The organism is Elusimicrobiota bacterium (genome assembly GCA_041658405.1).
Taxonomy (GTDB): Bacteria; Elusimicrobiota; UBA5214; order JBBAAG01; family JBBAAG01; genus JBBAAG01.
On record JBBAAG010000001.1, the window covers coordinates 65,967 to 78,402 of the forward strand.

Sequence of the window (12,436 nt, forward strand, 5' to 3'; positions counted from 1 at the left end):
CCTGTTTCATCCCTGGCGTTTAGCAAGGCCAAATGCTTCATGCAAAACTCTCACTGCGTGTATAATATCCGCGCTGTCTACCATACACGAAATCTTTATCTCGCTGGTGGAGATCATTTCAATATTAATCTTTTCTTTTGCCAGGGCACTGAACATCTTTGCAGCGACACCCGCATGGCTGCGCATGCCAACCCCTACGATTGAAACTTTTGCAACGTCTTTATCACAGAGAACATCTTTTGCACCGATTTCTTTTTTTAATTTCGCGAGTATCGGTAAAACTTTATCCAAATCATGTTTTGATACCGTAAACGATATATCGTTAGAACGGTCCTGTGCGGCAGATTGTATGATCATATCTACCATAATATTAGCTTTCCCAAGCTCGCTAAAAATCTTAGCTGCAACACCGGGTTTATCCGGTAAGTCAGTGATTGACAGTTTTGCCTGGTCTTTATCAAACGCAACGCTGGAGACTACTACTTCTTCCATATTATTTACCTCCCTGCGAACAATTGTACCTTTCTCCGTAGAAAATGTTGAGCGTATATGCAGAACAACATTATATTTTTTTGCTACTTCAATTGACCGTGCCTGCATTACCTGCGCGCCGGAACCTGCCATCTCAAGCATTTCGTCATAACTTATAGCATCAATCTTCCGCGCGTCAGGTACTACCCGCGGGTCGGTGGTATACACGCCTTTGACGTCAGTAAATATTTCGCATTCATCCGCTTTCAATGCCGCGGCTAATGCTACAGCCGTAAGGTCAGAACCTCCCCGTCCAAGAGTTGTTATATCGCGGTTGGGGTTTTGTCCCTGGAAACCTGCAACTATGACAATTTTATTTTTTTGTAATTCCTTATAAATTTTTGTGGGTATAATCCGCGTAATCCTTGCTTTTGTATGAGTACGGTCCGCATAAATACCTGCTTGCGGGCCGGTTAATGAGATTGATTCCTGCCCGAGTTCACGGATTGCCATCGCTAATAATGCGATTGATACTTGTTCACCCGTTGCAAGCAGCATATCCATCTCACGGTCGGACGGGTTCTCTGTAATCTCCTTCGCTTTTGCGATAAGGTCGTCTGTCATGTCTCCCGGAGCGGAAACTACAACTACTACCTTATTTCCGCGTTTTTGTACTTCAATAACCCGTGATGCTACATGTTTTACTTTAACAGTATCCGCGACGGATGAACCGCCGAATTTCATTACAATAAGTGCCATAATCTTTTAACGGTACTCCTGATAAATAAAATAATCCTAAACTTTTTCCACCCTATACCCTGTATCATCTATCTCCAACACTTTATACGACGCAAGAACATTATACTTTTTCCACGCTGATACCATACGCTCACCGATGATACTCCCTGTTTTCTTACTTTCCGTTACTGCCAGCATTGTCGGGCCAGCGCCGCTGAGCGCGACACCCATTGCGCCGGCACGTTTTGCTGCAGCATAAACTTTATAAAAACCGGGGATAAGTTTTGAACGGTATGGTTGGTGTAGTTTGTCTCTCATCCCAAAATCCAGTAATCGCAGATTACCAGTTATAAACGCTGTGGTTACCATACCTACTCTTGCACAGTTATACACAGCGTTACGCATAGGTATATTTTTTGGTAATACCGCCCGTGCTTTCTTCGTCGTGAGTTCAAATCCCGGTATACACGTTATGGCATAAATTTTACTTTTTATTTTGTCAAACTTTATGTACCCGATCTTTTTGTCTTCTATATATGACAAACACACTCCTCCGACAATTGCAGGGACAACATTATCCGGATGCCCTTCAAGTTTAGATGCCATATTAATAATATCTTCAGTTGTAAACCTGTCATTCAACACCGCGTTTACCGCGGTAATACCGCCTACTCTTGCCGCAGCGCTGCTGCCTAACCCGCGGGTTACCGGTATGTTATTCACAAGCTTAAGGCTTACCCCTGCAGAATGTATCCCCGCTTTTTTTAGTGCAACTTTGATAGCGGTGAATACCACGTTATCCTGTGTCTTCGAAATGCTTTCACAACCCTCACCCAGGATATGGATATTCTTAAGCACCACTCCACCTTTTTTCACGGAGGGGGATAAAGTATCGATCTCCACATCAACGGTATTATATAAGCCCACCGCCATGCCCAGACAGTCAAACCCTGACCCGAGATTACCGCTGGTTGCGGGGATTGTAACTCTTACCGCACGTTTAAATCCCATACTTGCTTATTTCCCGCATTGCACAAAATGTGCCGCACATTGTGCAGACTTCTTTATCCTTCGGTACCGACTTACTGCGTTCCTCATGTACTTTACGCGGATCTATCGCTAACCTTTCCTGGGTTGCCCAGTCAAGGTTTTTCCGTGCTTTAGAAAATTTTTTGTCCCACTCAAATGCCGGTTTTAATCCTTTTGCTATATCACCTGCGTGGCCGGCAATACGCGCAGCTATGATACCGTTATGTACATCCTGAATATCAGGCAACCGCAGATGTTCCGCCGGAGTTACATAACAAATAAAATCCGCACCTGCTGCAGCGGCTACAGTACCGCCGATAGCTGCAGTTATATGATCATACCCCGGTGCGATGTCTGTTACTAACGGTCCCAGAAGATAATATGGCGCGTTATGCGTAAGGCGTTTTTGTAGTTTCACGTGTGGAACTATTTTATCTAATTGCATATGCCCCGGGCCTTCAACTATGACACTCACTCCTTCTTTCCTCGCGGCAGTAACCATTCCCGCTAAAATGTGTAGTTCAGATAGTTGAGCATTATCATCAGCATCCGCTAATGCACCCGGGCGTAAACCGTCACCCAGGCTCAGGGTAACATTATATTTCTTCGCAATTTCAAGTACTCGTTCAAAGTTCTGGTATAACGGATTCTCTTTATTATTCGCAAGCATCCATCCTGCGAGAAACGCACCGCCACGGCTTACTATCCCGCAGATACGTTTATGTTTTCTCAACCTCTTCACAGTTGAGAGTGTAACCCCGCAATGTACCGTCATAAAATCTACGCCGTCACTCGCATGGCGTTCAAGCGCGGAAAATAAGGTTTCCGGATCCATTTTGTGGACGGGTAAACCTCTGCGTGATGTCTCAACAATTGCCTGGTAAACCGGGACTGTACCTACAGGAATCGGTGATTCTTTTATTACCATAGCACGGATTTTGTTGAGGTTACCCCCGCAGGAAAGATCCATCACGGCATCAGCTTTTGCTGCAACAACCGCTGCGAGTTTCTCGCGTTCTTTTTCAATTGATGAACAATCAGTCGAAGTTCCGATATTGGCATTAACCTTTGTACTCATCCCTTCACCTACTGCGGAAGGAGTTTTCATTTTTCTTTTAATATTGTTGGTTATAACCACAGTCCCGCGGTTAATACGCGAGATTAGTGTTTTTACGTCAATGTTTTCCGTTTTTGCAACGGCAGTAAGGTTTACTTTACATTTTTTACTGAGTATATCAGATATTTTTTCCATATTATTACAACCAATCCTTCCCTATATTACCTTGCTTTTTTTACGCCGCCGGGGTTTAACTTTATTAATGTTAATAAGTTTCACCACCTGTTTCTCTAGGCTGTAAAGCCTGAACCTTATTCTTTGCAGGTCACTCACTGCGTCACGAGATAATAACCTGCTGTACTCTTCTAAAACACGAACCGCTTCCTGTGCACGGCGAAAATTGCTGGTCACCAGTTCGTGCAGCGTTTCAAATCCTGTTGATGTAAATTCTTTACCAACATCACCATCGCTATCCCGCGTGGTGATTAACAGGTTATACACCGCAGAACCTATCCTGCTAACCCTGTGCCTTAACCTGCGGAGATCATTCACAACCTTTTTGTTATCCGCCAGAAACCGTACTGTATCTTCCACCACGCGTAAGCCTTCTCTCGCGCGGTTAAAGTTTGCGTCAATTAATCGGTAATACTTACTACTTTTTTTTCCCATATGCGTTCAGTATTTTTTTAATAATGCCAGTGGTGGATTTCCCGGCAATAACTTTTATCCGTACAGTTTCCCCTGCAATATCATGGCCTATAATGTCGTTATACTTCCAGTCCCCGCCTTTTACCAGGATATCCGGTACCAATGCGCGGATAACTTTCTCCGGTGTGTCTTCGTTATATACCACCACGTGATCCACGGGGGTTAGTGCGGCAAGCATTTTTGCGCGGTCAAGTTCCGGAACTACAGGCCGCTTCGGGCCTTTTATCCTGCAGACTGATTTATCTGAGTTCAAACCGACTACCAGGATATCGCCTAATTGCTTGCACCGGTAAAAAATCTGTAAATGCCCGGTATGCAGTATATCAAAACATCCGTTTGTAAACACTACCCGCTTCCCCGCGCGTTTATACCGCCGGGTAAGCGTTACCATTTCCCGCAGGGGGATAAGTTTACTTTTCCACCAGTTCATCTTCTACCAACTGGCAAATAATATGCCCCGCTGCAATATGCCCTTCCTGTATCCTTGCTGTTACATCTGACGGGATTTTCAGGCAGACATCCACCATTGAACCAATTTTTCCGCCGGACTTACCAGTAAATCCTACCGTCACAGCACCCTGTTTCCGTGCCTGTTTCAGCCCGTGAATAACGTTAACAGAATTGCCGCTGGTGGAAAGGCCGATCACAACATCGCCTTTCTCTGCTAGAGCTTCAACCTGGCGGGCAAACATTTGTTTTATTCCCAGGTCGTTCACCAGTGCGGTAAGTACTGCGGTGTTGCAGTTTAAAGCCAAAGCCGGTAACCCGCGACGCGTGCGCTGGAACCGCCCGACAAGTTCTGCGGATAGATGCTGAGAATCACACGCTGACCCGCCGTTACCGAAAAACATGACTTTACGCTTGTTCTTTAAGCAACACGAGATCAACCCGGCTATACGCACAATGTCATCCACACAATTGTCCTGTGTATGCTTGAATACATCAATACTTGAGGAAAGACTTGTTAGCACAACTTTTTTCTTTTCTTTAACTGTTAACCGCATAAAAATAATATTTATTCCTTCCGGCGCAGTGTTTACTGCGAAAGTATACGTTTTTGTACAAAGTCTGTACTGACCTTCCCTGCCTGAAACTTTTCGTCATTCATGACTTTTATATGGAACGGAATCGTGGTCTTTACGTTTTCAATCACAAACTCGCCTAACGCGCGGCGCATCCGGTCAATTGCGCGTTTACGGTCTTTATCAATAACAATAAGTTTTGCGAGTAAACTGTCATAGAAAGACGGTATGGTGTACCCGCTGTATAGGTGCGTATCAACTCTTACCCCAGGACCGCCGGGGGGGATAAACTGCGTAACTTTACCCGGTGACGGTATAAAATCAAGGTCAGGGTCTTCAGCGTTAATCCTGCATTCAATCACGTGCCCTAGCATACGTGTATTTAAACTTCCAACTTCCAGTTTTTCACCTGCAGCGAGACGGATCTGCATCCTTACAAGATCAAGCCCGGTGATCATCTCAGTGACAGTATGTTCCACCTGTATCCTGGTGTTCATTTCAAGAAAATAAAAGTTTTTTTCTTTATCCAATAAAAACTCTATTGTCCCGACGGTTGTGTACCCCACGGTTTTTGCGCAGCGTATCGCCGCGTGGCCCATACGTTCCCTGAGCTTGCTGTCCACCGCGGGACACGGTGATTCTTCCACTAATTTCTGGTGCCGACGCTGGATTGAACAATCGCGTTCCGGGAGATATCTTGTCTCCCCGAATTTATCTGCAACAATCTGGAACTCCACATGCCGTGGTTCTTCAATATATTTTTCAAGGTATACCTGAGAATTACCAAAACTTGACTTTGCTTCCGCCTGGGCAGTAAGTAATGCGTTATTCAACGCTTCTTCATTTTGAACGACACGCATACCCTTTCCGCCGCCGCCTGCACGGGCTTTCACCATTAATGGGAACCCAATCTTTTTCGCGATCTTCAAAAGATTGGGGTCGTCAGCATTAATCGGGCCATCAGTCCCTGGTACTACCGGTACACCTGCTTTTTTTACGGTTTCACGTGCTTGAATCTTATCACCCATCTTAAGTATCGCGTCTTTTGACGGGCCAATAAATTTGATATTACAGTCCGCGCAGATACCGGCAAACTGCGTATTCTCCGCAAGAAAACCGTAGCCCGGATGAATAGCATCCGCACCACTGATCTCCGCAGCTGAGATTATACTCGGGTAATTAAGATAACTTTCAGTTACAGGTGCCGGGCCTATGCAAATAGATTCATCCGCAAGTTTTACATGCAACGACTCGCGGTCGGCATCGGAATGTATTGCCACGGTCTTTATCCCCAACTCCTTACACGCACGGATGATTCGTACTGCTATTTCTCCGCGGTTGGCTATTAACACTTTTTTAAACATAATAGGTTCCTTTTAGTTTGTTTTGGGATACTATCACTTTTTATCGTCAATCTTATCACCGTTATCCGCGGTGAATTCTACTTCGAACAGATCCTGCCCGTACTCCACAGGACTGCTGTTTTCTACCATAATTTTAATGATTTTACCTTTTACATTCGACATAACGTCTTTATTAAGCTTCATTGTTTCTATGATACCAACCTTTTGCCCCGGGGTTATATGGTCGCCTTCAAGTACCATCGGGGGACGGTCAGTGAGTGACCGGAAAAACCGGCCGACAATCGGTGATTTTATCATCCCGCTTTTCGGGGATTCAACCTTTTCTTCCGCAGCTTCTTCCGCTTTATCCTTGTCTTTCTGCTGCCGCGCTTTTTCGTCTAACTCTCTCTCCAGAGCTTCCGCCGCAAGAGCTGCGGAATCTTTTGCACGGCGGAAGTTTATCTTTGTACTCCCATTTTCCCAGCGCAATTCTTCAATATCAGTATTTTTTACGAGCTCCACAAACTTTTTTACGTTGTCTAATTCCATAAAAATATTTTTGCTCCTATTAAAAAAATTATCCGCGTTCTACGTACTCGCCGGTAGTTGTATCAATAACAACGTATTCATCTTCTTTGATAAACAACGGTACCTGGATTTCGTATCCGGTTTCCAGTGTCGCAGGTTTTGTGGCATTCGCTACGGTATCACCGCGCGCGCCGGGTGCGGTGCTTGTGATTTTTAGCCTTACCTTCGGAGGTAATTCCACACCGATAATTTTGTCATCTAAATACAAAACGTCAAGCGTTGCGTTCTCAACAATAAAGTTCAACGCGTTAGTTATCATCTCTTTATTGATCGGCACCTGTTCATACGTTTCCTGGTCCATAAAATAGTACATACCGTTTTCTACGTATAAGTACGTTTTGGGACGTTTTTCTAGGGATAATTCGCGGAAACGTTCCCCTGACTTAAACGAACGCTCAACCGTTGAACCTGTACGGAGATTACGCATTTTTGTGCGCATAATCCCGCCACCTTTCCCAGGTTTATGATGCTGGAACCATACTACGGTATACGGTTCTCCTTCCACTTCAATGTTTAAACCATTATGAAAATCTGATGTATCTACTGCCATCTTTGCGTTCTACTCCTTTATCTATCCCTATACATCCCTGTCTTCGATTTTTTAAGTTAACCGTTTACACCCGGTTTTTGTGATGATTACGGTATTCTCAATCCTTACCCCGCCACGGTTGGGGATATATACACCCGGTTCTACGGTTATCACATTACCTTTGACCAGAAGATCCGCGCTTTTTGCGCTTACCGTCGGAGCTTCATGAACTTCTAAACCCACCCCGTGACCTGTTCCGTGTATAAACCGTTTACCGTACCCGCTGTGTTCCACAACCTGCCGTACCGCGGTATCCACATTTTTTGCGGGGATGCTTGGTCTTACAGATTCTATCCCTGCGTTATACGCGGTATCAACAACCTTATATAGTTTATTAAACAGTTTATTAAGTTTACCTATAAAAACCGTCCTTGTCAAGTCACAACAATACCCCTGGTATTTAACGCCAAAATCAAGTATTACGGGTTCATTTTCCCGGATTTTACGTTTTCCTGGTACGTGGTGCGGGTACGCGGAGTTCGGGCCGGACGCTATAATAGTTTCAAACGCGGGGATACAGTAGTATGAAAGTATCAAAGTATCAAGTTCCTTTGCAAGTTCGTGTTCGGTCTTCCCTGCACGGAAGAAGGTTCTTGTCCATTCAGTAAATACCTTATCCGCAATACGGCCTGCGGTACGGATAAAGCCGGCTTCCACACTATCTTTCACTGACCGGATCTCACGGATAACTTTTGTACAATCTTCAACTGGTATCTCGGGGCCTAGTTTCTCAATAATTGCGCGTGCCTGCGAATGAGTGGTACACCCGAAATCCAGCATTACCCCGCGAAGATTATCGCGTGATGCAATCTCCGCTACTCCCGCTATGATATCTTTTGTGCATTTAAAAAATAATCCGCGTTGCCGCCCTGCGGTATTGCGTATCTGTTCATATAGCAGCTGCGGGGTCAGGACATACCATTTATCAGAAGACAAAAACAGCCAGTATCCCGAAAAAGTTATGCCCGTGAAATAGGAAGTTAGTACCGGTGAAGTGAATAATACACCGCGTAAAGTGTCACCATAATACTCAGCTATCTTATTCCTGCGGGATAATAATGATTTCAAGTTTTTCATAATTATTTTTTTATGTTTTCCTAATACTTTTAATGGATTTATTATAGTTCTTATCTGGAAGGTACCAGTACTCGGGTTAAGATTTTTTTGTCAATAACAATCCCGGTTATTACATTCCCGATTTTTGTCGGTAAAACCGCTTTTATCTTACCATCAGAAACTTTTTTATCGCGTGCCATTGCGGATATCACAGCCTCAACCCCTAATTCCTTAGGCCAGGAGGTAGGTAAGCCATACGCGTGAAGTAAACGTTCAATCCTCACCGCAAGGCCTTTAACGGTATAGCCCATGGATTCCGCAGTTTTTGCAGCAACAACTGTCCCGATTGCCACTGCCTCGCCGTGGGTATACTTTTTGTACCCGGTTAAGGTTTCTACTGCATGGCCAAACGTATGCCCGAGATTAAGTTTTGCACGGAGGCCGTAACGTTCATACTCATCCTTCTCAACGATCCCGGCTTTAATTTTAACGCAGCGGTATACTATTTGTTCCAAAACACCGGAGTTATAACCCATAACCTTCCCGATGGTTAATTCCAGAATCCTGAATAACCCGGCATCCGCGAGGACACCGTATTTCACTACTTCCGCAAGGCCGCCCCGCAGTTCGCGTAATGGTAAAGTTTTTAGTACCTCAGTATCCGCTACTACCGCCGCGGGTTGATAAAACGCACCGACAAGGTTTTTCCCAACCGCAAGATCAACCCCTGTTTTCCCGCCAACCGACGAATCTACCTGCGCAAGTAATGTCGTGGGAACGTGTATCACGGGTACACCCCTGAGATACGTCGCAGCAGCAAATCCCGCAGTATCACCGACAACACCGCCGCCTACCGCAATGACCGCTGTACGGCGTTCAACAAAATGCGCTGCAAAGAAAGCGTATATTTTTTTTATAGTATCAAGGTTCTTGTATTTCTCACCCGCAGGTATGACACTTTTTCCGGTAATCCCGGCAGTTTTTAGAGCTGATTCCACTTTTTTCCCGTAAAGTTTGTTTACATTACCGTCAGTAATAACGGTTACTCTATTAATACTACGGTTCTTCAATACACAGGGTAGTGACTCAAGAGTATTTTTGCCGATAATAATGTCGTACCCGCGTGAAGCGGGGAGATTGAGTTTCACAACTTTATTTGTCATACCTGCCATCTTTTTCTTAACATTATTTTTTTAAGTACTCCGCTATTTTATCAACTACTTCTTTTACCGTTAGCTCCGATGTGTCAACCATAGTACGGCAGCGTTTATAATAACTTTCCCGGGCGGATAATAAACGTGTAATTTCCGCTAACGGGTCAGGTTTCTGTAATAACGGCCGAGCAGTATCATTTTTTATGCGGTTATATATAACCTCCGCCCGGGCGGTAAGGCATACCACTACGCCGTTGTACTCAAGATTATACATATTTTCCGCACGGAGGACAGCTCCACCGCCGAGGGTAATCACCTGGGTATCGCGTTGCGCAAGGTCAAATATAACCTCGGATTCAAGTTTACGGAATTCCGGTTCGCCTTTTGACGCAAAAATATTGGAGACCGTCATCCCTGCGCGTTGTTCAATAACAGTATCCGTATCAACCACTATCATATTCAAACGTTTACCCAGTTCTTTCCCTACCGCTGTCTTACCGGTACCCATAAATCCGGATAACACTATATTCATGGCCTTACAACAACTCCATTCGTTTAGTAGATTTAAACAAAATCGCTTGACGCTATATAAAAGTCTAAAGGAAATATTATAGATAAAAACTTGTATATTTGCGAACTAATCCTGTACCTGCACAACTCATGCGCTGTGGAAGTGTAGTTAAACACCAACCGTACAGCCCCGCAACGGGTAAGAGTTAATGTTTCCGCACCGGGGATGTTTTTCCGTGTGACAACAACATTTTTACCGTTATAACATAAGCTCGTGATTTCGTTATCAATTCTGAAATTAACGCTTACCTTTGAGGAGAATCCTGCTGTGCGTAACCGCTGTTCTATCTGCGGGATAAAACCTTCCAGTACCGCTGTTAAATCATTGATCCTCACCTTACCTAGAGAATGCACACCCCAGTCCGCTGCGTAGTCTATAAAACAACGGTTATCTTCATGCACGGTAAACTGGCGTTTTACAACAATGCTGTTTACATGTTTATACTTTTTAAATAACCACCGCAGTGTCTGGATAACCGTCATGGAATCACCCGCAGCGTCGTAAACGTTGATATTTGAAGAATCTTTACTTTCGCGGTAGTTAATATAAGCACTCCCACGGGAATGTGTATTGTTCTCCGCATACACTGTCTTCAGATGTATCCGTTGCCCGAACTGTTTTGTATAATCCTCGCTCTGGCGGAGAACCCTTAACTGCCTGGTGTTATGTAACGCTTCCATCTTGGGATTGAACTTTGGATTATACTTTGATACTTTCAACCCTTTGATTGATTGGCGGTCTATATCCAGTGACCTGCGGGTAAAGGAGTATGATACTACACGCCCGCCGGTTTCCCAGCCGTAATGGCTGTACCTCAACCGTTCACCCCAGAGGATTGACATTGCAACCCCGCGGAGTGTCATTTCGTCAATACAATGGTTCAATAACGCGGTCATATACCCTTTACCTCGGGTACTTGGATGCGTTGCTACCGCGCCAATACCTCGGCAGGTAACTGTTTTTGAGCCAATACGCAAGTCCAGCGGGTACAATCCTATATGCGCGAGAAATTCGTGGGATGGGGAATACATCGCATAATTATCTTTTAACATCCCATTCTCTGTACGGTACATATGCGTATACTCTTTATACATTGCCCCCGGTGTTTTCGGGCGAAATATAGCGTCAAGAAAGGCAATAAGTTTTTTTCGTTCAGTTTGTTTTACTATCACGACTTCTAATTCATTACTCATATTATCCGTCCTTACAAAAACTTCTTGTTTTTAATATAAAAAATGATATAATTAATTGCGTAAACAAGTCAATCATTAAGGTTTTTTCAGAAGGAAGGGATAGGTATTTACCGGCAAATGAAAACTGCAACCGCAGTATTATCAGCATTATTAGCCGTAACCCTCGCAAACTCCTTATGTTTTTGCGAGGATACGTATGTCTCAAAAAAAGTTCTGGCATTAAAATGGACATCCTCACGTCAAACCGCTACCGAATGCAAAGTACCGAAAACCGCACGGAAGGAATACACCGGAAGTTATACCTTCGCAATCGCACCGGATAATAAAACATACTTCTACGATCTGGAAGGTAACAGAGTTATGATCTTTAACAAGGGAAATTATGTGGATGAGATAAAAATACCGTTCCATGCACTGGTGTACGCGCTATGTGTTGACCCTAAAAACCAGGTGTATGTGGTATACAAAAAACAAGACCTCGCGGATCCTTTAAAAATGTCTACTATGATGAACATCTACGACCAGGCATCACCCGGGGCGGTTATCTCCACAAAACTTACTGATTCAACTACCGCGTTTTACGCAGTAGAACTCGATGGTGAGTGTAATATGTGGCTTGAAGACGGTGTGTACCGTTATGACGTGTTTAAATCCGGGAAATTTGTCAACGCAAAAACCAGGAATATAAATAAAACAAAGGTTATCGCACAGCAGATAAGTTATCCCGCGGAAGTAAAAGTTCTGGCGGATAAAACTGATCCGAAGTATCAGCCAATGATATCCCGCGGTATACAGAAACACAACCTGCCCGCAGAATTTGAGTACGCGGTACTGACACTAACCTCGACGGGGGCAGAGATCACAGGTTTTGCTAAATCCAGTGATAAACCAAAGAATAGTAAATAATATAAAGGAGA

The 12,436-nt window shown here is 44.3% G+C and carries 14 protein-coding genes; 1 reads left to right on the forward strand and 13 read right to left on the reverse strand.

Annotation, left to right across the window (positions count from 1 at the left end; translation table 11 throughout):
* Nucleotides 1-6 precede the first annotated feature (6 nt).
* Genes WC955_00275 through WC955_00335 form a run of 13 tightly spaced genes read right to left on the reverse strand, consistent with a single transcriptional unit; the run spans nucleotide 7 to nucleotide 11,519 of the window.
* Nucleotides 7-1,230 (reverse strand): aspartate kinase, encoded by a 1,224-nt coding sequence (locus WC955_00275; GenBank protein MFA5857480.1) that lies wholly within the window; start codon nucleotides 1,228-1,230, stop codon nucleotides 7-9.
* A gap of 36 nt (nucleotides 1,231-1,266) precedes the next feature.
* Complete coding sequence (gene thrB / locus WC955_00280; GenBank protein ID MFA5857481.1) at nucleotides 1,267-2,220, reverse strand: homoserine kinase; 954 nt, start codon at nucleotides 2,218-2,220, stop codon at nucleotides 1,267-1,269.
* Nucleotides 2,210-3,490, reverse strand: coding sequence for a phosphomethylpyrimidine synthase ThiC (gene thiC / locus WC955_00285; protein MFA5857482.1), 1,281 nt, complete (start codon nucleotides 3,488-3,490; stop codon nucleotides 2,210-2,212). The genes thrB and thiC overlap by 11 nt, the downstream gene beginning before the upstream one ends.
* 21 nt (nucleotides 3,491-3,511) lie before the next feature.
* The gene (locus WC955_00290) at nucleotides 3,512-3,964 is read right to left on the reverse strand and encodes a thiamine-phosphate pyrophosphorylase (GenBank protein ID MFA5857483.1); all 453 of its coding nucleotides are present in this window, start codon (nucleotides 3,962-3,964) and stop codon (nucleotides 3,512-3,514) included.
* Nucleotides 3,948-4,433: an adenylyltransferase/cytidyltransferase family protein gene (locus WC955_00295; protein MFA5857484.1), complete on the reverse strand. Its 486-nt coding sequence runs from the start codon at nucleotides 4,431-4,433 to the stop codon at nucleotides 3,948-3,950. The genes WC955_00290 and WC955_00295 overlap by 17 nt, the downstream gene beginning before the upstream one ends.
* Complete coding sequence (locus tag WC955_00300; GenBank protein MFA5857485.1) at nucleotides 4,414-5,007, reverse strand: D-sedoheptulose 7-phosphate isomerase; 594 nt, start codon at nucleotides 5,005-5,007, stop codon at nucleotides 4,414-4,416. Before WC955_00300 ends, WC955_00295 begins: the two co-directional genes overlap by 20 nt.
* A gap of 32 nt (nucleotides 5,008-5,039) precedes the next feature.
* Nucleotides 5,040-6,389, reverse strand: a complete 1,350-nt coding sequence (accC, locus tag WC955_00305) for an acetyl-CoA carboxylase biotin carboxylase subunit (GenBank protein ID MFA5857486.1) — start codon at nucleotides 6,387-6,389, stop codon at nucleotides 5,040-5,042.
* A 33-nt stretch (nucleotides 6,390-6,422) separates the two neighbouring features.
* The gene (locus tag WC955_00310) at nucleotides 6,423-6,917 is read right to left on the reverse strand and encodes a biotin/lipoyl-containing protein (protein ID MFA5857487.1); all 495 of its coding nucleotides are present in this window, start codon (nucleotides 6,915-6,917) and stop codon (nucleotides 6,423-6,425) included.
* Between the two features lie 28 nt (nucleotides 6,918-6,945).
* Complete coding sequence (efp, locus tag WC955_00315) at nucleotides 6,946-7,506, reverse strand: elongation factor P (GenBank protein ID MFA5857488.1); 561 nt, start codon at nucleotides 7,504-7,506, stop codon at nucleotides 6,946-6,948.
* Nucleotides 7,507-7,557: 51 nt separating this feature from the next.
* Nucleotides 7,558-8,622, reverse strand: a complete 1,065-nt coding sequence (locus tag WC955_00320; GenBank protein ID MFA5857489.1) for an aminopeptidase P family protein — start codon at nucleotides 8,620-8,622, stop codon at nucleotides 7,558-7,560.
* 50 nt (nucleotides 8,623-8,672) lie between these two features.
* Nucleotides 8,673-9,764, reverse strand: coding sequence for a 3-dehydroquinate synthase (gene aroB / locus WC955_00325; GenBank protein ID MFA5857490.1), 1,092 nt, complete (start codon nucleotides 9,762-9,764; stop codon nucleotides 8,673-8,675).
* Between the two features lie 22 nt (nucleotides 9,765-9,786).
* Complete coding sequence (locus tag WC955_00330) at nucleotides 9,787-10,287, reverse strand: shikimate kinase (GenBank protein MFA5857491.1); 501 nt, start codon at nucleotides 10,285-10,287, stop codon at nucleotides 9,787-9,789.
* A gap of 32 nt (nucleotides 10,288-10,319) precedes the next feature.
* Nucleotides 10,320-11,519, reverse strand: coding sequence for a GNAT family N-acetyltransferase (locus WC955_00335; protein MFA5857492.1), 1,200 nt, complete (start codon nucleotides 11,517-11,519; stop codon nucleotides 10,320-10,322).
* Nucleotides 11,520-11,636: 117 nt separating this feature from the next.
* Here WC955_00335 and WC955_00340 point away from each other — a divergent pair, with 117 nt between their 5' ends.
* Nucleotides 11,637-12,425 carry a hypothetical protein gene (locus tag WC955_00340; GenBank protein MFA5857493.1) on the forward strand — a complete coding sequence of 263 codons (789 nt, stop codon included), beginning with the start codon at nucleotides 11,637-11,639 and terminating at the stop codon, nucleotides 12,423-12,425.
* The last annotated feature ends 11 nt before the right edge of the window (nucleotides 12,426-12,436 follow it).